This is a genomic window from Mesorhizobium sophorae, assembly GCF_002270415.1.
In the GTDB taxonomy this organism is placed as follows: domain Bacteria; phylum Pseudomonadota; class Alphaproteobacteria; order Rhizobiales; family Rhizobiaceae; genus Mesorhizobium; species Mesorhizobium sophorae.
Genome location: NZ_NNRI01000007.1, coordinates 113,592 through 136,768, shown reverse-complemented (window position 1 = coordinate 136,768; position 23,177 = coordinate 113,592). Strand labels below are relative to the sequence as shown.

Here is a 23,177-nt window from a genome sequence, read left to right as displayed (position 1 = left end):
TTCTTCTAGGCGTCCCCCCGCCCGGAGAACCGCCATGCCTCTCAACCGTCGAACACTGATCGCCGCCAGTCTTTCCATCACCTTCGTCCTGGCGCCCTTGACGAACGCCTTCGCCGCGTCACCCGCGCCGGCCAAGGGCGAGCACGGCATGGTGGTGACAGCCCAGCATCTGGCGTCGGAAATCGGTGTCGAGATCCTGAAGAAGGGCGGCAATGCGGTCGATGCGGCAGTCGCCGTCGGCTATGCGCTCGCCGTCGTCTACCCCAATGCCGGCAATATCGGCGGCGGCGGCTTCATGACCATCCGCTTCAAGGACGGCAAATCGACCTTCCTCGACTTTCGCGAGCGGGCGCCGCTGGCGGCGACCAAGACCATGTATCTCGACAAGGACGGCAATCCGGTGAAGGGCGCCAGCCTCGATGGCTACCTCGCGGTCGGCGTGCCTGGTTCCGTCGCCGGCTTCGAGATGGCACGCGAAAAATACGGTACCTTGTCCAGACAGGATCTGATGGCGCCGGCGGTCAGCTATGCCAAGGACGGATTCGTCCTCAATCAGGGCGACGCCGCCTCCTTTGCCGGCAGCGCCGACAGGCTGGCGAAAGACCCGGCGGCTGCCGCCATCTTCCTGAAACCCGATGGCAAGCCCTATGGCATCGGCGAGCGCCTGATCCAGCCGGACCTTGCCGCCTCGCTGGCCGCCATTTCCGAGAAAGGCGCTGATGCCTTCTACAAAGGTGCCATTGCCGACGCCATCGTCAAGGCAAGCGGCGCCAAGGGCGGCATCCTGGCCAAGCCGGACTTCGAGCAATATGCGGTTCGCGAACTGAAGCCGGTGACCTGTACCTATCGCGGCTATGAGATCACATCGTCGCCACCGCCAAGCTCCGGCGGCGTCATCATCTGCGAAATCCTCAACGTGCTGGAAGGTTATCCGTTGTCTTACCTTGGCGCCGGTTCCGCCGAGACGGTCCATGTCATGGTCGAGGCGATGCGCTATGCCTATGTCGACCGCAATTCAGCACTCGGCGATCCCGATTTCGTCGACAACCCGGTCTCGAAACTGTTGGACAAGGCCTATGCCAAGGACATTCGCGACAAGATCGATCCGTTCCGGGCCGGCGTGTCGCAGGACCTGATGCCGAAGGGCTTTGGCGAGAGCAAGGAGACGACGCATTATTCGATCATCGACAATGACGGCAATGCGGTCGCCGTTACCTATACGCTGAATGGCTCGTTCGGCGCCGGCGTCGTCGCCGACGGCACCGGTATCCTGCTCAACAACGAGATGGACGATTTCACCCAGAAACCCGGCGTGCCCAACCTCTATGGTCTGGTCCAGGGCGAGGCCAACGCCATCCAGCCGAAGAAGACGCCGCTGTCGTCGATGAGCCCGACCGTCGTGGCCAAGGACGGCAAGCCGTTCATGGTCATCGGCAGCCCGGGCGGTTCGCGCATCATCACCATCACGCTGGAAGCCATCGTCAACGTCGTCGACCATGGCATGAACATCCAGGAGGCAATCGACGCGCCGCGCATCCACCACCAATGGCTCCCCGACACGGTTTACATCGAGCCGTTCGGCCTGTCGCCGGATACCGAAAAACTGCTGGCCGGCATGGGCTACCACCTCGATCTGGGTGATAAGACCTGGGGCCAGGCTGCGGGCATCCTGGTCGGTGGCAAGAGCCTGGCGGAGATCGAGAAGGGCGGCGGCGCGCGCTACAATGGCGCTATCGACAGCCGTGCCGCATCGGGCGAAGCGCTCGGATATTGATGTCTTATTTCACAAGCCGGACCGTCACGAAATCAGCGTGACGGTCGACGCTATCAGCAACAAGGCGGCGATGCCGACAAACAGCGCGTAGATGCGCGGCCGGTCGAGCAGCAGCGCGTTTCCCGATATCCAGGCCGATGTGGCGCCGCCAAGTGCAAAGAGGAACCCATTGCGGTGCCCGAAGGTCATCGACGCGGCCATCAACCCACCAATGATCAGCGCGCCGAACACGATGATCACGGCAACCGCATATTTCTCGAAGTCGTTGCCGCTTCCCATGCTTGGACCTATCGCATTCAACGTCGGCAGATCGTCCGGGTCGAAGGGATTGGTAGACCCATATTCGTCTTGACCGGCAGGCTCACGCATTACTCGTTCTCCGTATAGCGGCAACAAATCATCAAGCCTTGCCGAGCGCAACCCGATCGCACTGCCCTCGATGCGTTCGCCACGGTCTTCTACACCTTTCCGCCGCAGCGTGCCGCCGACTTTTTTGATTCGTGCCCTTGGCCGTCTTTGATCTCGGATAATCCTGGGCACACCTGCCCGAAGGCTGCCGTGGACCATCCTGTCATGGAACGAATTAGTGGAGGAAAAATGATACTGAACATGGATTGGTCATCCGTGCGGCGATTTTCGGTGGGACGTGACGTCGCACTGTGCGTAGCGTGGCCGAATCGCCTTGCCGTCGCTCGCCGACAGTCTGATCGCTCGGGACTTCGCATCGCCACAGTTTCATGCGGCGCGTTTCAAGCCGCTGATGGCCTGCGCCGCGTCGCTTTGCTCGTTGCTCCGACCCAGGATGACGAAATGTGAACGTATCCATTGATCGCCAAGGCATGCGGCCAAACTTCTGTCCCGACACCGCGATTTCTATCCGCGAGCCGGCGGCAGCTCGAAGACAGTGGCGCCGTTCTCCTGGCCGCGCTCGACATAGCCGATTAGGTGAAACCATCTTGCGACATCCGACCCCTGCAGCCAGCTGCGCGAGTGGATGGGCAGGTTGCCGGCGAGTGCCTGGATGTGCCTGATATGCCGTTTGCAGAAGCGAATGGTCGCGGCACGGAAGAAATCCTCTTGTGCGGCGAACAGCGTATTGGCAGCGTCGCTGTTCTCATGCCAGGCGATGATCGCCACGGTCTTGTCGCCCTCGACAAGCGCATGCGCACGGCCTTCCTTCAAGTTCATCATCAAATTGTCGTAAGCGATCTTGCTGTCCTTGCCGGCAGCGACGTATTCATCCGACATCCGCTTCGACAGGCCGCGAAAGACATCCTCGAGATCCCCGAGCGTTGCAGCGCGTGCTCTCATTTCTCCTCCTGGAGCCCCGACACGCAGTTTGCCCTAAGGTTGGGGGATCACCAAGCAAATCAAATCCGCTGGTAGGCCGCCGAGCGCAAAGTTGTTTCACTCGACGACGTGCTATGACGTCACGGGCAGGCTTCCGCGTCTCCGTTAAAGTGTAGAGATGGGCCGCGAACCCGCCCAAGTCAGGCGGATTTTTCGCGCGTCAGTCTGGGATCGCGCGCATGAGGGGAAACGCACCCCGACCGTCAAGGGCGATAGCGCACAGGCGGAAGGCGGCTTGGCGGTTTAATACCCATGGTAGGTGATGCCGGTAACGTACCAATAGGTCAGCATGATAGCGGCGCCGATAACAACCAGCCGGAGGAAGCCCCTAGCTGGACCGGGATCCATTCTCGACTCGTAGACAAAGCCGGTTCCGCCGCATTTTGTGCAGTTCATCCTCAGGGGTCCAGCGCCCTGCATCCGGCAATTAGGGCAAACGACTTTGACTTGGTGCATAACGCGCCCCTTTAGTCCAGCGGAAGCTTGAATGCCAAGCAACGCTGCGGCGTACTTGAATTTAACGGATATTGGGAGGTGGGACATCATGTCTAAAGGTAGTAGTGGGGGGTAGAGATTTATTGATCTGTTTTCGCGTACTCTTAGCAGGCCATGGCTGGCAAATCGGTACCATATCCATCAATGCGACGATCATTGCCGTAAATTCAAAAAGCGTCGGGGAATTTCATGGGATCGGGCGGCCATTAATGCCAAATGCAGCGCCAGCAGCGCTCAAAACGCGACAACGGCGCCTGTGGTTCAAAACTTTACGCCGATCAATGAGTTTTTTACGCTCATTCCCGACAGCCTTGCCGAAGCGCGCGTCCTCAGCATGGCTTTGGGAATGCAGGCCTTGCGTGCCCATACCCAGGGTAATGAGCCCTATTCCCAGTGCATTCTGGCGAAGCTGGTGACCCCCAAGGACGCGAATACTCCGGCCGATGGATTCACCGACCTGTTCAACCAGATGGAAAGCCACAAGACCGTGACGATCCCGCTGGAGAAGATCCTGGCGGCGGCGGCACGTAAGGACTGCGGCGCGGAACCGTCCGCGTCAACCAAGGCCGCCCAATAGGTCTCCCCCGATGCCGGGTTACTTGTAACGAAGACACCGAAGATTTGTGTTCGCGGTCTCGCCGATCCGCCTTTGCCTAGATGCGGCACATTTGGCGGGCCACGCGTGCCTTGGCGAAAGTCCGCCCGCCGAAATCAGACCTGGTCACGACCTGGTCAAGTCAGGCTGTGATGCGCTAAGTATGTGCGTTACCGAGCACCGCCCGGAGCCCTGAGTCGTTCTGGCGGAGACGTTCCTCTATCCATTGGGCCGTGCGGTCGTAGGCGTCCGAAAACAACTCGGAATGCCGACTCCAATCCATGAAGCTGATCGTGCTCGAAACCTGCGGACAGACCAAGACATCCTCGTCGCCGACGGCAATGTCCTGCGGCCCGTGTGTCAGCATACTCGCGGTAATAACCTGAAGCATGCTCGGAACCTGCGGCAAGCGGGCACGGCCGAAAGGGTTCAGCAGGGCGACCGCAAGTTCCGATCTTCCGGGGATACGGTCATAGTCGATGGGGTATTTTTGCGGTCCACTGGACCCAAAGCTCACGACGACATTGGGGCCGGTCTTGAGTTCCCTCATCTGTTCCAGCGGCAAATTGTTCATGATGGCGCCGTCTACAAGCATATCGCCGTCAGCCGTAAAGAACGGCGGCAGGACACCCGGGATCGAGCCGGATGCCCGAACGGCTTGCCAGAGTTTTCCACGACGGTGGACATGGGGCTGACGGCTGCTCAGATTGGTCGAAAGTGCAAAGAACGGAAGCCAAAGATCTTCGATCAGAACGTCGCCGTATTCCGCCCGAAGGGCTCGATCGAAGGTTTTGTGATCTAGAAGCGCGAAACGCGGCAAGGTGGGGCGCCGAAACGCCCGACTCTTGACAAATATGTTGTGCGTGCCGCGGTCGATCTGCTCCGCGTCCAATCCTCTTGCGAAGCCGGCCATCATCGCCGCTCCGGAACTCGTCCCGCCGAGATAGTCGAAGCGCCCGCCCGCCTGGAAGAAGGCCTTGTAGACGCCCAAATGGGCGCTGCCCAGGGACCCACCCCCCGCCGCCACGAAGCCACGTGCCTTGCAGGAAATAAATCGAACCAGGCGCTGGATATCAGCCCCGTCCTCCAGCGCAACATGATGATGCTGGCCGACATAGGGACGCTCATCGAGCCACGCAGAGGTGCCGGAGACCGCAGCCGAGCGATTGTCGTGAATTAGGACAAGCCGACCGGTCGCTGGTGGATGGACCGATAGCGCCAATTCCTCGGACGCGTTCAAGCGAGGCGAGGAGGACGCGTTCGCCAGCAACAGGACGGTATCGGCCTGGCGAATGCAGACTCGGGTCCATTCATTAGGTTCTTCATCGGCGACGTAGACAACGAATTCAGCTTGCGCCTCCAGTTCGTTCAACCAGTTAAGGACCGGCTGGCCGTCGATCGGACGACCTGCGAACTTCGCGTGGACGTCAAGCCGGGAAACGAACTGAGCGCGCGTGACCGCGCCGAACTCTTGCTGTAGGTGCCCGATGAAAACCGGTGAGATGCGACTTCCGCCGGCTGCAATGATGGCAAGCGTTCGGATCTTGGCAGGATTCTGGGGACGTGACAAAATCGGAGATTGCGTGGCGAACCGGCGCGCCAGAAATATTGTGACCGCCTCTCTCAGGTTCGGCAAAGCCTCTGCCGCCTTCTCGAAATGATTACGACTGATTTCAAGGACGATCGAATCGCGCGCTGCAAGGACAGTGGCCGTACGTGGCAGTCCTGCAAAGAAACCAATTTCGCCGACTAGTTCGCCCTGTGCGATCTCGGCGACCGAGCCAATCGGATCTCCTTTGTGTACCGTAAAGCGACCGGACAGCACGACGAAGAACCTGTCCGATGGATCGCCTTCGCGAACCAAGACCTCACCGCGCCTCAGGACCCGACGGTCGGATTCGGCAGCCAAAGCCTCGAGCGCCAGCAACGACGCCCGATCGAACATCAATGTCGCCGACAATATTCTCGCGGCGAGAGAATCGACGGAGGACATTTGAGCCATCCCGGGGACACGTTCGCTCCGGTGATTGTATCCTGTACCGCTCGTGTTTGCAGCGTCACAAGGCTCGATCCGAGCCGAACCGCAACGTTGCCGGCTGGAGTCCGTCTATGGATCAAAATTCTGATGTGCCAACCTTATGCCAAGCATTGGTTCACTGTGGCGTCTGCGAGGCGCTCGATCCGCGGCAACTGGTGGGATTCGCCAGGCCATTTTGAAGGCGCGCCGTCGCTGCGGACGTTCAAGCGAAGGGCGAGACTCCGAACAGCCAGCCGTGCAGCCACAGCCCGAACATTGCGAAAGCCACCAAGCCGATGCCCACAGCAGAGTATCTTGGCCGCCGCTTAAAACCAGACGTCATCCCATGGAAGAGCTGTAGGTCAGCGTATTGGCCCGCGGGGAATTCCTGGCATAGCCGCTGTCGTTACCGCACTTGGAACCCGTGGGCCAACGGATCGCGATCGTCGACGAAAATTGTATTGTGGCCGATGATCCGCGCCCAGCCGCCGACACTGGGCTTGATGCCCTTGAAGTTGCCTATGTCGGTCTCGGCCTCGACACGGCCCTCGAACACTGTGCCGATCAGGCTTTCCTGGCGGAAGCTGTCGCCGAGCTTCAGCCGCCCCTTGCCATGGAGTTGCGCCATACGAGCCGACGTTCCGGTCCCGCCAGGCGAGCGGTCGATGGCCTTGTCGCCGTAGAAGACCGCGCCACGGCCGTCAGCATCGCTGCTTAAGGGCGTGTCGCACCAGATGGCGTGGTCCACGCCGCGTATCCTTTCGTCTTCGGGATGAATTGGATCGCAGACAGGTTTGAGCGCTTCGCGCAGACCACGGCTGAGGTCGACGATGTCGCTCGCGGACATGCCGTCCAGGCCCGGCCATGACTGTTGCGGCTCGACGACGGCGTAGTAGTTGCCGCCATAGGCGATGTCGACGACGAGCCGACCGAGACCGGGCACATCGACGGCGACGTCGGCGGCATGCAGATAGCTGGCAACGTTGAACATCCGCACGGAGTCCACGAACTCGCCCGGCTTTTCGTATTCAATATCAACCCTGCCGGCCGGAGTCTCGATCGAGAGTTCGCCCGGAACCCGGGGCGTTACCAGGCCTTCCTCGATTGCCGCCGTCACGAGGCCGATCGTGCCGGCACCGCACATTGGCAGGCAGCCGCTGACTTCGATGAAGATCACGGCGAAATCACAGTCCTGGCGGTAGGCGGGATAGATGATCGCGCCCGACATGATGTCGTGTCCGCGCGGTTCGAACATCAGCGCCTGCCGGACCCAGTCATGGTCGCGTACGAACAGGTCGCGTCGCTCGGCGATGGGAATATGAGGCAGCAGGGGGCCGCCTCCGGCGACCAGCCGCACCGGATTGCCGCAGGTGTGGGAGTCGATGCAGAAGAAACTGCGGCGCATGGGAATTCCTTTTGCGATTCACGCGGGCTTTGCTGTGCCAGGCGCCTGGCTGCGCTGCAGCACGCCTCTGGAAACCCGGTCGAGGAGGATGGCGACTGCGACGATCGACAGGCCGGCCCTGAGGCCCAGGCCCATCTCCATCCGCGTCAATCCCCGCGTCACCTCGGCGCCAAGACCGCCTGCTCCGACGAGGCCGGCCAGGACGACCATGGCCAGCGACAGCAGGATACACTGGTTGAGACCGACCAGCAGTGTCGGGGTGGCCGAAGGGATTTCGATCTTGAACAGGATCGACCGCGGCGAGGCGCCGGTGGCCTGGCCGAGCTCCAGCAGGTCTTTCGGTACCTGGTTGAAGGCGAGCGTTGTCAGGCGCAACATCGGCGGGATGCCGTAGACGATCGTGGCGATGATCGCCGGAACGCGGCCGAGGCTGAAGATCATCACGGCGGGAATGAGATAGACCCATGGCGGCACCGTCTGCATGATGTCCAGCACGGGTCGGATCGTGGCCTCGAACTTGCGGTAGCGTGATGCCAGGACGCCAAGCGGGAACGCAACCGCGACGGAAATGATCACCGCCACGGTCACCAGCGCCAGCGTCTGCATCGAAGCCGCCCAGAAACCCGCCAGCAGGCAGAAGGTGAGTGCAATGGCCGTCACCACAGCGACCCTGACACTAACGAAGAACCCGGCGAGAAGGACTGCAATGACGATCGTTGCGTAGGGCGGCGGGTAGAGCAGGGCGGTTTCGATGGCGCCCAGCACCGCCTCGATCAGCTTGGTCACCGCGTCGAAGAACGGATGGAAGTTCTTGTTCAGCCAATCCACGGCAGGGGCGAGGTAAGCGCCCGGCGAAAACTTGAGGATATCGGGATTCATCGTGCGTCTCCCTCGGTGCGGCGTGCCACGCTCTGCGTGAGCCTGTCGAGCACCATGGTCAGGATGACGATCGCGATCGCGGCGTTGATCGACGTGGCGATGTCGAGCGTGCGCACCGCCGAATAGATTGTCTCACCCAGACCGCCAGATCCGACGATGCCGGCGATGACGACCATGCCGAAAGCCATCATCAGGCATTGATTGACCCCGGCCATCATGCTCGGGATGGCGAAAGGGAGCCTGATCTTGGTGAACATCTGCCACGGTGTCAGGCCGCTTGCCTGGCCAAGCTCTATGAATTCGTGCGGCGTCATCCGGATGCCCAAAGAGGTGAGCCGGATGGCGGGAGGCATCGCGACGATAAAGGTGGCGACGAGCGCGGTCGCAGCGCCGTAGCCGAGCAGCGCGATCGCCGGAAGCAGATAAATGTAGGGCGGCATGGTCTGGATCAGATCGAGTATCGGCTCGAGAAAGCGGTCAAACGCCCTGACGAAGCCAGCAACGATTCCAATTGGAATGCCGAAAAGAAGAGCGAGGATCGTGGCAGTGATCACCAGGGCCAATGTGCTCATGGTTTCGCTCCAAAGTCCCATGACCGCGCAGAAGATCATGGCGAGCCCCGCCAGGATCCCGGCGAAGGCGCCGATCAAGCGCCATCCAAGCAGGGTTGCGATCATCGCGATCACGTAAAACGGTGCGAGCTGAAGAAGCCAGAGGACGCCGTCATAGGTGCCTTCGAGCACGGCCCTGACAGAGTCAAATAGCCACTCGCCGTTGTCGCTGATCCAGCCAAGTGCATTGTCCGTCCAGCTGTCAAAAGTATCCGTGATGGTCGAGATGTCCATTGCGCTTCTCCCGAGCCTAGGCGGCGGTTGGCGTGCCGGCGACGCCCCGGAGCAAGCCACGAATGGTCACGACACCAATGACGGCCCCATTCTCGACGACCGATATCGCATCGCGATCGGACTGCATGGTGAGATCGATGAGCGCAGCGATATCGGCCTCTGGCGACGTGCGAAGAAGCGCGTTCACGTCGCAATGCGGCTCCGCCGCCTTGAATTCGGCAACAGGGCGCATGACGGAGTGTGCCTTGACCAGATGGATCCGTGAGATGCCCGCCACAAAATCGGAGACGTAATCATCGGCGGGTCTGGTTACGATCTCCTCCGCCGTCCCGACCTGGACGATGACACCGTCCTTCATGATGGCGATGCGGTCGCCGATGCGGATGGCCTCCTCGAGGTCGTGGGTGATGAAGACGGCCGACTTGCCCAGCGACTTCGTCAGCTGTCGGAATTCGTCCTGCAGCTGGCGCCGGATCAGCGGATCGAGGGCGCTGAACGGCTCGTCCATGAGGATGATTTCGGGGTCTGCCGCCAGCGCCCGGGCGAGGCCGACGCGCTGCTGCATGCCGCCGGACAGCTCTTTCGGATAGCGCGAGGTCCAGTCGCCAAGTCCGACCTTTTCGAGCGCAGCGCGGGCAGTCCTGTTGCGCTCGTCTTTGGCGACGCCGCGCACCTCGAGGCCGAAGCCGGCGTTCTCGAGAACCGTCCGGTTGGGGAGAAGCGCCACGCTCTGGAACACCATGCCGATGTTGCGGGAGCGCATTTCGCGCAGCTCGCCGGGATTGAGCCTGGCGATTTCCTTTCCCTTGACCGTGATCTTGCCGAGGCTCGGTTCGATCAGGCGGTTGAGGAGACGGATCAGCGTCGACTTGCCGCTACCCGAGAGCCCCATGATGCAGAAAATCTCGCCGCGGCGGACCTGCAGGCTGGCGTCGGAGACACCGACAACGCAGTCGAAATCCTGCAGCACCTGCTTCTTGGATAGTCCACGTTCGGAGATGGCCTTGACAGCGGCCTGGGCGCGCGCGCCGAAGATCTTCCATACCGACTGGCAGTCGACCAGCACTTCGTTGGTACCGTTCATCGCAGTGTTCATCGCGTTCCCCACGGGCCGGCTTGGCGGCGGCCTTCATGTTTTCGTTGCTCCGGGACGGGCCGCCGATGTCGCCGGCCCGCCGTTTCGACGACTACTGGGTCTTGATGTTCTCCCAGCGCTTCAGGAGGTCGGCATGGCTGTCGGTCCATGCCTTGATGGCGTCATCCATCGACTTGCCTTCGTTGACGGCAGAATTGATTGCTGTGATGTCGGCAAGCGGCACGTAGACACTGGCGATGACTTCGCGTGCATGCGGATTGTCGGCGGAGAAGCCCTTCTTCCCGATCCAGTAGTAGCTCTGCGGCGGCGGGAAGACAGCCTTCGGGTCCTTGAGGAACTTGACGTCGTACTTCTGCATCATCCACGACGGTTCCCACATCGTGACGGCTATCCATTCCTTGCGGTCGGTTGCCGACTTGAGCGCTGCGGTCATGGCGGCGGTGCTACCATCAACGAGCTGCAGTTTCAGGTCGTATGCCTTCACCGAGTTTGCCGTATCGCGCATGAGACCCGAACCGGGCTCGATGCCGACGATCTTGCCGCCGAACTTGTCGGCGTTGTCATTCAGCTGGTCCATGGAGTCGATCGTCACGTATTTCGGCACCGCCACGCCCTGGAACAGGCCATGCGAAACCGGCGAGATCTTCTCGAGCTTCTTCTTGTTCTTGTCCCAATAGTCCTGGGCGACGTAGTCCGTCTGCGAGGCAAGGATCTGGATGTCGCCCTTGGTCAGCGCGGCGTAGGCGATGCCCCATTCGGAGAAGGGTACCACCTTCACGGTGTAGCCGGAATCTTCGAGCACCTTCTTGGTGATGCCGGTGATGGGGGTGAGGTCCTCCCAGGACATCGTGCCCACGGTAATGGTCTTTTCTTCCGCCTGAGCGGACAGCATGGTCATACCGACCATCGCGGCAGCGCAGAGCGCTTTCCACAACGTCTTCATTTTACTCACTCCTTATTGTTGTTCCCATTCTCATCTGAAGACCTTGCGGTCGGCTCAGTCCTCATATTGCGCGGCGAGGGCTCATCCCTCGCGGCCTGCACGCAATTCCTGCAATCGGATCACGGTGTTGACGCCGAGCCATGCGAGCGGCTCCGGAGGGAGCCTCGCGGGCTCTGGCTGATCCGAGAATTCGTCGAGCATGTCCGAGCGGGTGCCGGTCGCCAGATCGGCGGCCATGACCCCCGCGAGCGTGCTTTTCACGGTCCCAAGGCCGTTCTCGCAGCACGCCGAGTAGAGGCCCTCTTCGATTTCGCCGAAGGCGGGCACGTGGTTGCGGCTAAGGCAAAGTCGCCCGGCCCAGACATGCTCGAACGGCACGTCCTTGAGGTCCGGAAACCTGGCGTCCAGGGAAGTGCGCTGCTCAGCGGCGATCCCGGCCAGGCGTTTCGCGCCGACCTGGATGCTCCAGTCGTAGGTGAAGCGGGTCCGGATCACGATACGCGAGGACCCATCGGTGGTGATCTTCCTCACGGTCGCACCCATTGGATCGGCAGGGAGCAACGCCCACCTGTCCTTGCCCGTGGACCTCGACGTGAAGGGCGCGGTTATCGATGCATAGGTGAAGATGTGCATCAGACGGCCGCGGAAGTGGCCGAAATCCTCGACGTGGCCGTTGACGCCCAGGATGACTTTCGGAGCAGTCACGCTGCCGCCGCGCGACAGGGCCTTCCACATCCGGCCTAGACGCTCAAGTTTAAGCACCGGCGAGTGCTCGAATAAGTCGACCTTCGACGCCAGCCCGGCGGCGAAGCCGCGGATATAGTCGGCGGGCTGGATCAACACCGCGCCCGGCGTGTAGAGGCCTCCCAGATAGTAGGACGATCCGGTGATCTCCCGCATCTCGCCCGCATCCACAAAGCGATGCTTCTCACCGATGCCGGCGAGCGAGCGGCCATAGCTTGCATTGAGCTTCATGCCGCGCCCGGTCGCCGCGGCATTGATCTTGCCCGACGGATCGAAGGTGCGCACGGACATTCCGTATTCCGCCGCGGCGTCGGCGGCGAAAGAGATGGCAAAACGGTTCTGGGCGATCTCCGTCTTTGTCGCGGCCTCGCTGGCCACGGAATATTCGCCCGATGACAGATTGTGCGGGACGTCGATCATGTAGCCGGAGTTCCGGCCTGCGGTGCCCTTGGCGATCTCTCCCGCTTCAAGCACAACGATCTTGTCGCCGGGCCGCAGTTGCGACAGCCGCCGCGCGGCGGAGAGGCCGGCGAAGCCGGCACCGATGATCAGCCAGTCGGCCGATATGTCGCCGTCGAGCGTCCGGACGGGGAAGCCGCGTCTGCTGATCGCCTCCCAACCCGAGGTTCCGGATTCCGCCGGAAGGCGCTTGACGACGATTTCGTTCACCGGATGGTCTCGTCGACCGAACGATCCGAGACGTCGATCCAGACAGTCTTCAATTCGCAGTAGTTGTCATGCGCGAAGACCGACTTGTCGCGACCTCCGAAACCGGATTCCTTGTAGCCGCCGAATGGTGTCGTCGCGTCGCCTTCGCCGAAGCAGTTGACGGTGACGACGCCGGCTCGGATCTCGCGTGAAAGCTTGATCGCCTTGCGCAGGCTTCCGGTGTAGACGGACGCAGTCAGGCCGTAGTTCGTGTCGTTGGCGAGAGCGATCGCCTCGGCAAGCGAATTGAACGTCGTGACCGAAAGGATCGGTCCGAAAATCTCCTCCTGAAAGAGACGGCTCGAAGGCGTAACACCGTCGACGACGGTCGGCTCGATGTAGATACCCTTACGCGTGCCGCCGCCGTGGGCGATGGTGAGCTTTTCGGTCTTCACGTCGCCGAGGAAGGATTTCACCTTCTCGAAATGGTTCTTGCTGACCAGCGCGCCGATGCGATTTTCCGGGTCGAGCGGATCGCCCGTCTTCCACTCGCGCATGTAGGCGCCGATGCGCTGCAGCAACTCGTCCTTGATGCTGGCGTGGACGATGAGCCGTGACGTGGCCGAGCAGTTCTCGCCCATGTTCCAGAACGCACCGTTGACCACCTGTTCGGCGACAAGGTCGAGATCTTCGGCATCATCGAGAACCACCGCCGGGTTCTTGCCGCCGCATTCGAGGACGACGCGCTTGAGGTTGGAGTCGGCCGCGTAGCGCAGGAAGCGGCGGCCTGTCGGCGTTGATCCGGTGAACGCCACCATGTCGACGCCCATATGCATGCCGATCGGTTCGCCGACCTCCTTGCCGCCGCCGGTGACGACGTTGAAGACGCCAGCCGGGATACCCGCCTCATGCGCGAGTTCGGCGGCGCGAAGCGTGGTCAGCGTTGTCTCCTGGGCGGGCTTCACGATCACCGAGCATCCGGCGGCGAGCGCCGGACCGATTTTCCAGGCCAGCATCAGCAGCGGAAAGTTCCAGGGCAGGACGCAGCCGACGACACCGACCGGTTCGCGCACGACCATGGTCAGCGCGTTCGAGCCCACGGGTGCGGTGTTGTCATAGAGCTTGTCGATCAGCTCGGCATGCCAGCGGATGGTATGGATCGTGTCCGGAACATCGACGGTCTGGCATTCGCGGACCGGCTTGCCGCTGTCGAGGCTCTCCATGACAGCAAGCTCGTGGCGGTTGTCCTCCAGAAGCTTGGCGAACTTGATGAGCACGGCCTTGCGCTCGCCGGGCGAGCGGAGATGCCAGCGGCCGTCGTCGAAGGCTTGTCTGGCCTTGGCCACGGCGAAATCGACATCGCTGGCGTCGCATGCCGCGATCTCGGCAAGTGTGTCGCCCGTCGCCGGATTGGTCGTCTTGAACGTCTTGCCGGAATTCGCCGGACGGAACGCCCCGTCAATGAAGGCATTTGTCGTAAATTGAAGGCCTGCGGCAATCGCCTTGTATTCGGCAGCAGTCAAAGGTTCATGCATGGTTTGCTCCCGACGTGATCTGGGCGACCGTGCGCTTCAAGGTGGCGACGACAGTCTGAAGAGTTCGCTTTTCTTCGGAATTGAGCGGACGCAGCGGCGCCCGCACCGAGCCTGCCTTCAGGCCGATCAGCTCACATCCGTGCTTGATCGACTGAACGAACTTCCCGCATTCGAGGAAATCCATGAGCGGCAGCATCGCGGTCATGATGGCGCGGCCCTTGTCGAAATTCCTTTCGAGCACGCAGGCTTCGTAGAGCGCGACATGTTCGCGTGGCAGAAAATTGGAACCGGCGCAGACCCAGCTCCTGGCGCCCCAAGCAAAGAATTCGAGCGCCTGGTCGTCCCAGCCGCAGGACAGCGCGATGTGAGGGAACTTCCGCGCCAGCAGATGGAGGTTGCCCATCTCGCCGGAGCTCTCCTTGATGGCGACGACGTTGCGGGATTTGCCGACGCGGGAGAAATAGTCCTCTCTCATCGTCACTCCCATCCGGGCCGGATAGTTGTAGAGCATGATCGGAAGGTTCGCCGCGCGGTCGATCGTCAGCGCGTGAACCGCATTCTCGCGCTCGGTCGGCAAGGCGTATGGCGGCGACGAGACAAGGATCGCGTCGGCGCCGATCGCTTTCGCCGCCTTGGCGTATTCGACCGAATCTTCGGTCCTGGTGGCGCCCGTGCCGATGATGAGGGGCAGGCGAGTGCCGATCACCTGCTTGGCGAGGGCGCCGAGATCAAAGCGCTCCTGGGCGCTCTGGGCGTAATATTCACCCGTCGATCCGCCGACGATGATGCCGTGCACCTTGGCTTCAATGAGTGACTCGAGAACGTCCGCGAAAGCGGCGTTGTCGATCTGGCCGTCCGGGTCGAGCGGTGTGACCGCCGGCGTGGAGATGCCCTCGAATTTCAAGACAGTTCTCCGTCCCTGGAGTGGCCGTTTCGACCATCTGGTCATCCGGCCAAAGGGGACCCTCCGCGAACTCTCGTGCGAGAATTCTCAGTGCCGGAACCAGTCGGTCGGATTTGATGGCACGGAAAATTGCACACCGGCGGGCCGGAGTCAACAGATTGTATTATCTGAGTACACAAATTTTATACGCATAAAACACACCCGCCCCAAAGGCCATGCACCGAAGCGTCGTCCGGCAGCGCAAATGCGACAGGCGCCCTGTCGACGGCGAAACTGCCAGCAACAGCGGCAGTGCGCGATCGGAGCGGCGTGGCGGATCAGTGGCGAGAGGGGAATTAGGCCACTCTATGCCTGGCGCGCGCCACTACGATTGTGGGACAGGTCTCAGTCAGCAAGGCGCTGCCGTAGCGGACCGACAGGTTCGATGTGGGGCAAACGCCTGCTCAGGTCGCCGCCTGGCTCAACGGCAGACGAGCCGCATCACCGCTTTCCAATTCGTCTGAACTGCTTGGGCGTCATCGAAAAGTGCTTCTTGAATGTGCTGCAGAAATGTGCGCTGTCGCTGAATCCGGTTTCATAGGCAATCTCGGTGGCGCCGCGCTGCCGGCTGGCCAAGAGTTCACGCGCGGCGAGGAGACGTATCCGCCGCCAGAACACGGCTGGCGCGGATTGGATGTTTGCCAGGAAGGCTCGGCTCAGGCGCGCTTTAAACGGATTCAGGCGACGCGCATTAAGCCTTTGTTTTGATGCATGTCGTTCTCCGAAACCGCCGCGCACTTTTGGGCGACATTGCATAAGCCCACGGACGAGCGGTGGCTGCGGAGTTTCCTCTTCAGAAGGAATTTCGGGGCCGCCACTGGCCCGGGATTCAGGCGCTTCCCTTGTCTTGGCCGCCAGCGCCTCCCGGATGGCCCGGGTGCGGCTGTTAGGAATCGCCAACCAGGGCGTCCGCTTTCATTCCCTGGGGCGCGATGAACATCTCGATATTCTCGCGCGACAGCTCCCAGTGCTCGAACACCAGGTCGACAACGGTATCCTCGTTATGCGCACCGATGGCCGAGATGAAGCCGTCATGGTGTTCGACCGCCGTCTGGAGCCGCTTGCGCATGTCGTCGTTGCGCGGCCGGAAGAAGGTATGGCCGATACGGGCGTGATCGATCAGCAAACGGCCGAGACTCGGTTGAAGATAGGCGTTCGCAGACATCTCGCCGATGATCTCGTGAAACCTGTTGTTTTCGACCACCATGGAAAGCGCGTCGCCCGATTTGCTCGCGGCGCGGAAACGCTCCTGGGTGTCCTTCAAGTCCGACATCTGTGAAGGCTTGAAATTCTGAACCGCCAGTCGGCCGATGGCGGCGTATACCATCGGGGCGACCAGGAAGAATTGCCGAAGGGTCGAATGGTTCATCGGCACAACCCTGGCCCCACGGTTCGCGCGAATTTCGATGTAGCCTTCGCCTTCCAGCCGGCGAAAGATTTCCCTGACCGGTGTCCGCGACAGGCCATAGCGCTCGCTCAGCGCCACCTCGTCCAGGTCCTCGTCAGGATCGAGCTCCATCGTCAGGATGCGACGCTTCAGATCGTCGTAAAGATTACCTTTGCTTCCCTTCATAGCGCACCTTCGGAATCATCTCTGCCAATCGACCATACCTGGCACAACTGGAAGAGTTGCATGCGCCCGCAGGTGAGTCAACGGATTGTATTTTCATGGTACACAATGTATGAGCAGATGATCGATGGCCCGCCACATGAGAGGCAGGAAGACGATCCTGTCTCAGCGAGCTTCGGATAACGCGAGGGGACAATTCGGGAAACGAATGGCCAAGAAGTTTGCGTTTCTCCTGGTGCGCGATTTTACGCTGTCGCCGCTGTCGCTGTTTATCGACACGTTGCGACTCGCCGGCGATGAGGGCGACCGCAGCCGAAGGATTGAGTTTGATTGGGAGATCGTCGGCGAACGCGGCCTGCCGATCCGGGCGAGTTGCGGCGTCGAATTGCTGCCGACCAGGGGGATCGGCAATCCGGAGGATTTCGACAACATCGTCGTGGTAGGCGGCCTGCTCGACACCAACCGCAATCTCAGCTCGGATAAGGAAGCGTTTCTATTGCGGGCCGCCGAGAAGGGGGTGCCGCTGACAGCACTTTGCACGGGAAGCTTCGTGCTGGCGCGCTACGGCCTGCTCGATGGCTACAGTGCCGCCGTAAGCTGGTTCCACATCAAGGACTTCCGCAGCCAGTTTCCTGATGTCAACGCCCATGCCGACAGCCTGTTTTCCGTCGACCGTGGTCGCTCGACATGCGCCGGCGGCACGGGTGCGGCTGATCTCGCCGGCTATTTCGTATCCCAGTTCATCGGCCAGAAGGCGGCGGAAAAGGCAGCCAAGATCCTTGTTCTCGATCGAATCCGCAACATCAGGGACGTGCAGCCTGTCGGCGACCTGTTTCCCGAAGCCGCGAGCCGCGCGGTCAAGCGCGCCTTGCTCCTGATGGAGAGCAATCTCCAGGAGAAGGTATCGATCACCGAGATCGCAAGCCGATTGAATTGCTCGCGGCGCCAGCTCGAGCGCCTGTTCGCGACGGAGCTGAGCACCAGCCCGATGGCCGCCTATCTCGCCCTCAGGGTGCATTACGCGAAGTCGCTGCTGGAAGGCAGCGACCTGCAGATAGGCGACATCGCCTACAGATGCGGCTTCGAAAATGCTGGGCATTTCAGCCGTGTCTTCCGCCAGCACACTGGCATCACGCCGACGCACCTCAGGCATCCGAGCCGATCGGTCAGCAGGCCTGTCGACGCATAATTTCAAGCCCATCGCTGCTGGGAACGTGCAGTTTGCAAATCCCTATGCCGGACCCAAAGCGGTTGGTGCCGCCCTGGATGCATCTGGTGCCCGCCGCGACCGGAGTGATCGCGCTGCATCCTGCGGTGCTGGCACGCTATGAGGAACAATTGAACCAGCTTCAGACAGGGCTTGCCAAGGGCATTGCTTTTGGCGATTCCGAATCTGCAGAGGCGATGCGGGACTTGATCGAAACCGTCACGGTGTTTCGAGATCCACCGAGGATCGGCGGGATGGAAGTCGAAATCGCTGGGCGGCTAACGGCACTCTTGGGCGAGGGTGCCTTCCCCACGGTGTCAAAGGAGTGGGGGAATGGAGGTAGCGGGAGACCGCTACCGCCTTTCTCCACACTCATCGAACTACCAATTCCGGCTTCGTTGCTTCGGCCGAGCGCAGCCAGGACCACAGCCTCAGCTCCGAGGTAGGCCACATCGCTGAATTGCAGCGAGTTGCCTACAAGGGCATGTGCTATGAGGTTCGCCTCTGTCTCTGTTGGTGGGTTCGAAAAAACGCAACAGGGGAGCGACGCAATGCTCAATTCTTTTGCACAGTGCGCACACTTTTTTGGGCATGTGGGACTGCGGCCGAATTTTTTCTGATCCGAAACATAGGGTTGGGAATTGGCACGGACATTGCTTTATCAAAATTAGAGTTGGTGGCTAGGGTTCCGGCGTTCGTTTGAGCGTGCTGGTCCGAGAGCTGCCACCGGTGCGGGAGACATCCCACCGGGTGCACGGCGGGACAAAAGCCCGGGAGACCTCGTTAGCCAAGGGATTGGCGGCGCGATGGTCCATGCCGATCCCTTTTTGAGAGACGCAAAAAGGGGAATTTCTATGCAGACTTTTTCAAGAATGCTCTCGACTGCTGCACTAGCCGCCTTGCTGGCGTTTGGAGCGACGTCCATTGCCACGGCCGCACCGAAGACTGACTTCAAAGTAGCCTGGTCGATCTATGTCGGCTGGATGCCGTGGGGTTATGCCGCCGATCATGGCATCGTCAAGAAATGGGCGGACAAATATGGCCTCAAGATCGAGGTCACACAGTTCAACGATTATGTCGAGTCGATGAACCAATACACGGCGGGCGCCTTCGATGCGGTGACGCTCACCAACATGGACGGCCTCTCCATCCCTGCTGCCGGCGGCGTTGATACGACAGCGGTCCTTGTCGGCGACTTCTCGAACGGCAACGATGCCGTCATCCTCAAGAACAAGAGCAATCTTGCGGACATCAAAGGCCAGAACGTCAATCTCGTCGAATATTCCGTGTCGCATTACCTGCTGACCCGCGCGCTCGAAAGCATCGGCTCGACCGAGCGCGATGTGAAGGTGGTCAACACCTCCGACGCCGACATGGTCGCCGCCTACAAGACCGCCGATGTCACCGCGGTCGTCACCTGGAACCCTCTGGTTTCGACCGTTCTCGAAGATCCAAGCGCCAAGAAGGTCTTCGACAGCTCGCAGATTCCGGGCGAAATCATCGACCTGATGGCCGCCAACACCAAGGTGCTGACGGACAATCCCAATTTCGGCAAGGCGCTGGCCGGCATCTGGTATGAGACGGCGGCGTTGCTGACGGCCCAGACCGACGAGGGGAAGGCGGCTCGCGAAGCGATGGGCGTCGCATCGGGTACCGATCTCAAGGGATTCGAAGGCCAGCTCGCGGCAACCAAGCTCTTCGACAAGCCCGTGGATGCCGTCGCCTTCACCGTTTCGCCAAGCCTGCCGAAGACCATGGACCTGGTACGCAACTTCCTCTTCGCGAAGGGCCTGCTGGGCAACGGGGCACCGTCTGCAGACATCATCGGCATCGAAATGCCGGACGGCAAGGTTCTTGGTGACAGCGGCAACGTCAAGCTGCGCTTCACCGGGGCCTATATGAAGGCCGCGGCCGAAGGCTCGCTCTAGGCACCGCTTGACCGGGTGGCGGCGTTGAAAGCCGCCGCCTCATCCCCTCATCAGCGGAGCTTTGTTCATGCGCTGGATCAACACGAGACCGGGCCGGGGCACGCAGCTTGCCTTGATGTTGTTCCCCTTTCTGCTGCTGGCCGTCGCTTACGGTTTCGGATCCGCCGCTCGCCTGGCGGAAAACGCCAATGACAAACTTCTGCCGAGCCTGGCCGGCTTTGCCGATGCGATCGACCGCATGGCCTTCGTCGCCGATCAGCGCACTGGCGACTATCTGCTCTGGTCGGACACACGGGCGAGCCTCGTCCGCCTTTTCGCCGGCCTCGGCATCTCCACCGTCATCGCGCTTCTGATCGGCATGGCTATCGGCATGCTGCCCTATTTGCGGGCGTTGCTTTCCCCCTTTGTCGCCGTCATCTCCATGGTTCCGCCCCTTGCGCTGCTTCCGATCCTCTTCATCGTCATGGGATTGGGCGAGACCTCCAAGATCGCGCTTATCGTCATCGGCATAGCACCAACGATGATCCGCGACCTTGCTCTCAGAGTGCTGGAATTGCCCCGCGAGCAGATCATCAAAGCCGAGACGCTTGGTGGATCGTCATGGCAGATCGCACTACGCGTCCTGCTGCCGCAAATACTGCCGCGGCTTATCACGTGCCTCAGGCTGCAGATCGGTCCCGCCTGGCTGTTTCTCATCGCCGCCGAGGCGATATCGTCCGACTCCGGACTTGGCTACCGCATCTTCCTGGTCCGCCGCTACCTGTCGATGGACGTCATCTTTCCCTATGTCGTCTGGATCACGTTGCTTGCCGTTGTTACCAACTACGCCCTCGACCGGATCCGCATCGTCGCCTTCCCGTGGTCGGAGTTGGAGACGCAGGGATGAGCGAACTCGTCATCCAGAACGTCTGGAAGGAGTATGGCGACCAGATCGTCCTCGAGAATGTGTCGCTGACAGTCGCATCCCGCGCCTTCGTCGCCCTTGTTGGGGCATCGGGCTGTGGCAAGTCGACGTTCCTGCGCATGTTGCTTGGCCAGGAAAAGCCGACCAGGGGCACTATCCTTATTGATGGCCAACCGATGCCCGCGGAACCGGGACCGGATCGAGGTATCGTCTTTCAGCGTTATTCCGTGTTTCCGCATCTGACGGTGCTGGGCAACGTCCTGCTTGGAAAAGAATTTTCCAAATCACGCCACAAGGCGAAGCTCTTCGGAGCCGCGCGACGCAATGCTGTCGAAGAGGCTCGCGACCTCATAACGGAAGTCGGTCTCTCGGGTACCGAACAAAAATACCCTGTGCAACTTTCAGGCGGCATGCAGCAGCGTCTGGCGCTCGCCCAGGCACTGATCATGAAGCCGAAAGTCCTCCTGCTCGATGAACCGTTCGGTGCGCTTGATCCCGGCATCCGCGCCGAGATCCACACGCTGATGAAGCGGCTTTGGCATGAAACGCAAATGACCATCGTCATGGTCACGCACGATATGCGCGAGGCTTTCACTCTTGCCAGCCGCATCGTTGCCTTCGAGCGGCGACGCGACCGCCCCGAGGAAAAGCAGCGCTACGGCGCGACGATCACCAACGACATCTCCATCTGGCCGCCGCGGCAAGCGGGCGTGCCTTCGATCTTCAGCCCCGACCGGGACGGCCCGGTCGCTTTCCTGGGGCATCGCCGGGACGACTTGGCATTGTCAGGAGAAAGCAATGCAGCACATTAGACGTTCGCCAGAGGAAATCGCCGTCAATCGGCAGCGCTACGAAGAGCGTCAGAAGAAAGGGCTTGAATTCGCACCGAAGGCATTGCCCGTGCCGAGCCCCATGCCCGCGCCTCCGATCGATCCGGCCGTCATCATCCATGCGGAAACGGTCCCCGGCGGATGGTACTGGTCAACGGTGCTGAAGCGCGGTGAAGCGATCCGCATAGATCAGGGCGAGGGTGGATCGACCGTCGCGCTTGTCGCCTGGAACGCCAACGATGCCAGCGAGCGGCTGAACCTTGTCGACACCGCGAAGCTGCAATGGACCACCGCGCTCGGCAAGGGACGGGTGATTTTTTCCGACATGGGGCGCGTCATGTTCTCGCTTATCGAGGACAGCTCAGGTGCTCATGACTGCCTGATGGGCGGATCTACGGCCGCGACCAACGCGGTCAAATATCTGGACACAGGCACACGCAACACCCGTGATAATTTGATCCTCCTGGCCGGCAAGCTTGGTCTTACACGACGGGATATCCCGGCCATCCTCAATCTGTTCGCGCCGGTGCGCATCGACGACGCCGGCGCATTCCAGTGGCGCGGCAAGCTCTCCAACAGCGGCGACTACGCCGAGCTTCGCGCCGAGATGGATATGATCGTCGGCTTTTCCAACTGCCCGCATCCGCTCGATCCTGATCCGACCTATCAGCCCAAACCGATCACCGTTACCCGGTTCCGCGCCGCGGTACCTGCCGCCGACGATCTCGCCCGCACAGCCACCGCGGAAGCCGTCCGCGGCTTCGAAAACAACGCCTTGATGCTGGCCTGAGGGGAGGCGAACGATGAGCAATTTCATCCAGACCGCGGCCTCGCGCAGCATCGACAATGCCGTCCAGGATCACTTCATCGCAGCGGAGGCGCCGTGGTCCGGCATCGTGCGCAAGGGCCAGACGATCCGCATCGAGGACAGCTACGGCCAGCAGGCGATCGACACGCTATTTTATCGCGCCGATGATTTTGGCGAACGCTACTCCAATCAGGACACGATGCAGGCACAGGGCGGCGCATATGTCGGCGTCGGCACCAGGATCATGTCGAACGAAGGCAATGTCATGCTTGTCATGTCGGCCGACAGTTGCGGTCGTCACGACACATCCGCCGGCGCCTGTTCTTGTGAGAGCAACACCGTGCGCTTCGGCCATGGCACGAAATATCTGCATGCCTGCCGCGACAACTTCGTGCTTGAAGTGACCAAGCACGGCATGAGCAAGCGCGACATCGTCCCGAACATCAATTTCTTCATGAATGTGCCAATCAAACCGAATGGCGAAATGACCATCGTCGATGGCATCTCCTCGCCCGGTGATTATGTCGAGCTGGTCGCCGAGATGGATGTGCTCTGCGTGATCTCCAACTGTCCGCAGATCAACAATCCCTGCAACGGCTTCGATCCGACGCCGATCCGCGTGCTGATCTGGGATGCCGCTCCGGCGGTCGAGGCCTAAGTG

At 61.0% G+C, this 23,177-nt stretch carries 21 protein-coding genes and 1 riboswitch; of the genes, 8 read left to right on the top strand and 13 right to left on the bottom strand.

Annotated elements, in window-relative coordinates:
• Positions 1 to 34: 34 nt before the first annotated feature.
• The gene (gene ggt / locus CGZ66_RS05130; RefSeq protein WP_095082206.1) at positions 35 to 1,774 is read left to right on the top strand and encodes a gamma-glutamyltransferase; all 1,740 of its coding nucleotides are present in this window, start codon (positions 35 to 37) and stop codon (positions 1,772 to 1,774) included.
• Between the two features lie 24 nt (positions 1,775 to 1,798).
• Here ggt and CGZ66_RS41520 read toward each other — a convergent pair whose 3' ends face one another.
• Both CGZ66_RS41520 and CGZ66_RS05120 read right to left on the bottom strand, forming a co-directional pair.
• Positions 1,799 to 2,053: a hypothetical protein gene (locus tag CGZ66_RS41520; protein WP_206073701.1), complete on the bottom strand. Its 255-nt coding sequence runs from the start codon at positions 2,051 to 2,053 to the stop codon at positions 1,799 to 1,801.
• Positions 2,054 to 2,647: 594 nt separating this feature from the next.
• Positions 2,648 to 3,085, bottom strand: coding sequence for a hypothetical protein (locus CGZ66_RS05120; RefSeq protein ID WP_095082202.1), 438 nt, complete (start codon positions 3,083 to 3,085; stop codon positions 2,648 to 2,650).
• Positions 3,086 to 3,875: 790 nt separating this feature from the next.
• Between CGZ66_RS05120 and CGZ66_RS05110 the strand changes: the two genes are divergently transcribed.
• Positions 3,876 to 4,196: a hypothetical protein gene (locus CGZ66_RS05110; protein WP_095082198.1), complete on the top strand. Its 321-nt coding sequence runs from the start codon at positions 3,876 to 3,878 to the stop codon at positions 4,194 to 4,196.
• Positions 4,197 to 4,371: 175 nt separating this feature from the next.
• Here CGZ66_RS05110 and CGZ66_RS05105 read toward each other — a convergent pair whose 3' ends face one another.
• The 11 genes from CGZ66_RS05105 to CGZ66_RS05055 form a co-directional block, all read right to left on the bottom strand.
• Entirely contained in the window at positions 4,372 to 6,207 is a 1,836-nt protein-coding gene (locus CGZ66_RS05105; RefSeq protein ID WP_167392005.1) for a patatin-like phospholipase family protein, read from the bottom strand.
• A 430-nt stretch (positions 6,208 to 6,637) separates the two neighbouring features.
• Positions 6,638 to 7,636 carry a 4-hydroxyproline epimerase gene (locus CGZ66_RS05100; protein WP_095082193.1) on the bottom strand — a complete coding sequence of 333 codons (999 nt, stop codon included), beginning with the start codon at positions 7,634 to 7,636 and terminating at the stop codon, positions 6,638 to 6,640.
• Positions 7,637 to 7,654: 18 nt separating this feature from the next.
• Positions 7,655 to 8,515 (bottom strand): ABC transporter permease, encoded by an 861-nt coding sequence (locus CGZ66_RS05095; RefSeq protein WP_095082191.1) that lies wholly within the window; start codon positions 8,513 to 8,515, stop codon positions 7,655 to 7,657.
• On the bottom strand, positions 8,512 to 9,360 hold the full coding sequence (locus tag CGZ66_RS05090) for an ABC transporter permease (protein ID WP_095082189.1): 849 nt from the start codon (positions 9,358 to 9,360) through the stop codon (positions 8,512 to 8,514). The genes CGZ66_RS05095 and CGZ66_RS05090 overlap by 4 nt, the downstream gene beginning before the upstream one ends.
• Before the next feature lie 16 nt (positions 9,361 to 9,376).
• The gene (locus CGZ66_RS05085; RefSeq protein ID WP_095082187.1) at positions 9,377 to 10,456 is read right to left on the bottom strand and encodes a quaternary amine ABC transporter ATP-binding protein; all 1,080 of its coding nucleotides are present in this window, start codon (positions 10,454 to 10,456) and stop codon (positions 9,377 to 9,379) included.
• Between the two features lie 91 nt (positions 10,457 to 10,547).
• Positions 10,548 to 11,399, bottom strand: coding sequence for a glycine betaine ABC transporter substrate-binding protein (locus CGZ66_RS05080; RefSeq protein ID WP_095082185.1), 852 nt, complete (start codon positions 11,397 to 11,399; stop codon positions 10,548 to 10,550).
• 81 nt (positions 11,400 to 11,480) lie between these two features.
• Positions 11,481 to 12,812 carry an NAD(P)/FAD-dependent oxidoreductase gene (locus tag CGZ66_RS05075; RefSeq protein WP_095082183.1) on the bottom strand — a complete coding sequence of 444 codons (1,332 nt, stop codon included), beginning with the start codon at positions 12,810 to 12,812 and terminating at the stop codon, positions 11,481 to 11,483.
• On the bottom strand, positions 12,809 to 14,326 hold the full coding sequence (locus CGZ66_RS05070; protein ID WP_095082181.1) for an aldehyde dehydrogenase: 1,518 nt from the start codon (positions 14,324 to 14,326) through the stop codon (positions 12,809 to 12,811). The genes CGZ66_RS05075 and CGZ66_RS05070 overlap by 4 nt, the downstream gene beginning before the upstream one ends.
• Positions 14,319 to 15,230 carry a dihydrodipicolinate synthase family protein gene (locus tag CGZ66_RS05065; protein WP_095082179.1) on the bottom strand — a complete coding sequence of 304 codons (912 nt, stop codon included), beginning with the start codon at positions 15,228 to 15,230 and terminating at the stop codon, positions 14,319 to 14,321. The genes CGZ66_RS05070 and CGZ66_RS05065 overlap by 8 nt, the downstream gene beginning before the upstream one ends.
• A 480-nt stretch (positions 15,231 to 15,710) precedes the next feature.
• Positions 15,711 to 16,169 carry a helix-turn-helix domain-containing protein gene (locus tag CGZ66_RS05060; protein WP_143748681.1) on the bottom strand — a complete coding sequence of 153 codons (459 nt, stop codon included), beginning with the start codon at positions 16,167 to 16,169 and terminating at the stop codon, positions 15,711 to 15,713.
• Positions 16,156 to 16,842 carry a GntR family transcriptional regulator gene (locus CGZ66_RS05055; protein ID WP_095082175.1) on the bottom strand — a complete coding sequence of 229 codons (687 nt, stop codon included), beginning with the start codon at positions 16,840 to 16,842 and terminating at the stop codon, positions 16,156 to 16,158. The genes CGZ66_RS05060 and CGZ66_RS05055 overlap by 14 nt, the downstream gene beginning before the upstream one ends.
• Positions 16,843 to 17,047: 205 nt before the next feature.
• Between CGZ66_RS05055 and CGZ66_RS05050 the strand changes: the two genes are divergently transcribed.
• From CGZ66_RS05050 to CGZ66_RS05020, 6 genes are all read left to right on the top strand, one after another.
• Positions 17,048 to 18,028 (top strand): GlxA family transcriptional regulator, encoded by a 981-nt coding sequence (locus CGZ66_RS05050; RefSeq protein WP_095082173.1) that lies wholly within the window; start codon positions 17,048 to 17,050, stop codon positions 18,026 to 18,028.
• Between the two features lie 687 nt (positions 18,029 to 18,715).
• Positions 18,716 to 18,825: riboswitch (guanidine-I (ykkC/yxkD leader) on the top strand.
• A gap of 75 nt (positions 18,826 to 18,900) precedes the next feature.
• Positions 18,901 to 19,974, top strand: a complete 1,074-nt coding sequence (locus CGZ66_RS05040; protein ID WP_095082171.1) for a putative urea ABC transporter substrate-binding protein — start codon at positions 18,901 to 18,903, stop codon at positions 19,972 to 19,974.
• Between the two features lie 67 nt (positions 19,975 to 20,041).
• Positions 20,042 to 20,860 carry an ABC transporter permease gene (locus tag CGZ66_RS05035; RefSeq protein ID WP_095082168.1) on the top strand — a complete coding sequence of 273 codons (819 nt, stop codon included), beginning with the start codon at positions 20,042 to 20,044 and terminating at the stop codon, positions 20,858 to 20,860.
• Complete coding sequence (locus CGZ66_RS05030) at positions 20,857 to 21,690, top strand: ABC transporter ATP-binding protein (protein WP_095082166.1); 834 nt, start codon at positions 20,857 to 20,859, stop codon at positions 21,688 to 21,690. Before CGZ66_RS05035 ends, CGZ66_RS05030 begins: the two co-directional genes overlap by 4 nt.
• The gene (locus CGZ66_RS05025) at positions 21,677 to 22,498 is read left to right on the top strand and encodes an urea amidolyase associated protein UAAP1 (protein ID WP_095082164.1); all 822 of its coding nucleotides are present in this window, start codon (positions 21,677 to 21,679) and stop codon (positions 22,496 to 22,498) included. Before CGZ66_RS05030 ends, CGZ66_RS05025 begins: the two co-directional genes overlap by 14 nt.
• A 13-nt stretch (positions 22,499 to 22,511) precedes the next feature.
• The gene (locus CGZ66_RS05020) at positions 22,512 to 23,174 is read left to right on the top strand and encodes an urea amidolyase associated protein UAAP2 (RefSeq protein WP_095082162.1); all 663 of its coding nucleotides are present in this window, start codon (positions 22,512 to 22,514) and stop codon (positions 23,172 to 23,174) included.
• The last annotated feature ends 3 nt before the right edge of the window (positions 23,175 to 23,177 follow it).

Bases quoted from the DNA above. Each gene is read 5' to 3' on its own strand.
- CGZ66_RS05100 (WP_095082193.1), bottom strand. From the start codon at position 7,636: ATGCGCCGCAGTTTCTTCTGCATCGACTCCCACACCTGCGGCAATCCG.
- CGZ66_RS05120 (WP_095082202.1), bottom strand. From the start codon at position 3,085: ATGAGAGCACGCGCTGCAACGCTCGGGGATCTCGAGGATGTCTTTCGC.
- CGZ66_RS05020 (WP_095082162.1), top strand. From the start codon at position 22,512: ATGAGCAATTTCATCCAGACCGCGGCCTCGCGCAGCATCGACAATGCC.
- CGZ66_RS05070 (WP_095082181.1), bottom strand. From the start codon at position 14,326: ATGCATGAACCTTTGACTGCTGCCGAATACAAGGCGATTGCCGCAGGC.
- CGZ66_RS05095 (WP_095082191.1), bottom strand. From the start codon at position 8,515: ATGAATCCCGATATCCTCAAGTTTTCGCCGGGCGCTTACCTCGCCCCT.
- CGZ66_RS05035 (WP_095082168.1), top strand. From the start codon at position 20,042: ATGCGCTGGATCAACACGAGACCGGGCCGGGGCACGCAGCTTGCCTTG.
- CGZ66_RS05030 (WP_095082166.1), top strand. From the start codon at position 20,857: ATGAGCGAACTCGTCATCCAGAACGTCTGGAAGGAGTATGGCGACCAG.
- CGZ66_RS05050 (WP_095082173.1), top strand. From the start codon at position 17,048: ATGGCCAAGAAGTTTGCGTTTCTCCTGGTGCGCGATTTTACGCTGTCG.
- CGZ66_RS41520 (WP_206073701.1), bottom strand. From the start codon at position 2,053: ATGGGAAGCGGCAACGACTTCGAGAAATATGCGGTTGCCGTGATCATC.
- CGZ66_RS05025 (WP_095082164.1), top strand. From the start codon at position 21,677: ATGCAGCACATTAGACGTTCGCCAGAGGAAATCGCCGTCAATCGGCAG.
- CGZ66_RS05080 (WP_095082185.1), bottom strand. From the start codon at position 11,399: ATGAAGACGTTGTGGAAAGCGCTCTGCGCTGCCGCGATGGTCGGTATG.
- CGZ66_RS05055 (WP_095082175.1), bottom strand. From the start codon at position 16,842: ATGAAGGGAAGCAAAGGTAATCTTTACGACGATCTGAAGCGTCGCATC.
- CGZ66_RS05085 (WP_095082187.1), bottom strand. From the start codon at position 10,456: ATGAACACTGCGATGAACGGTACCAACGAAGTGCTGGTCGACTGCCAG.
- CGZ66_RS05040 (WP_095082171.1), top strand. From the start codon at position 18,901: ATGCAGACTTTTTCAAGAATGCTCTCGACTGCTGCACTAGCCGCCTTG.
- CGZ66_RS05105 (WP_167392005.1), bottom strand. From the start codon at position 6,207: ATGTCCTCCGTCGATTCTCTCGCCGCGAGAATATTGTCGGCGACATTG.
- ggt (WP_095082206.1), top strand. From the start codon at position 35: ATGCCTCTCAACCGTCGAACACTGATCGCCGCCAGTCTTTCCATCACC.
- CGZ66_RS05090 (WP_095082189.1), bottom strand. From the start codon at position 9,360: ATGGACATCTCGACCATCACGGATACTTTTGACAGCTGGACGGACAAT.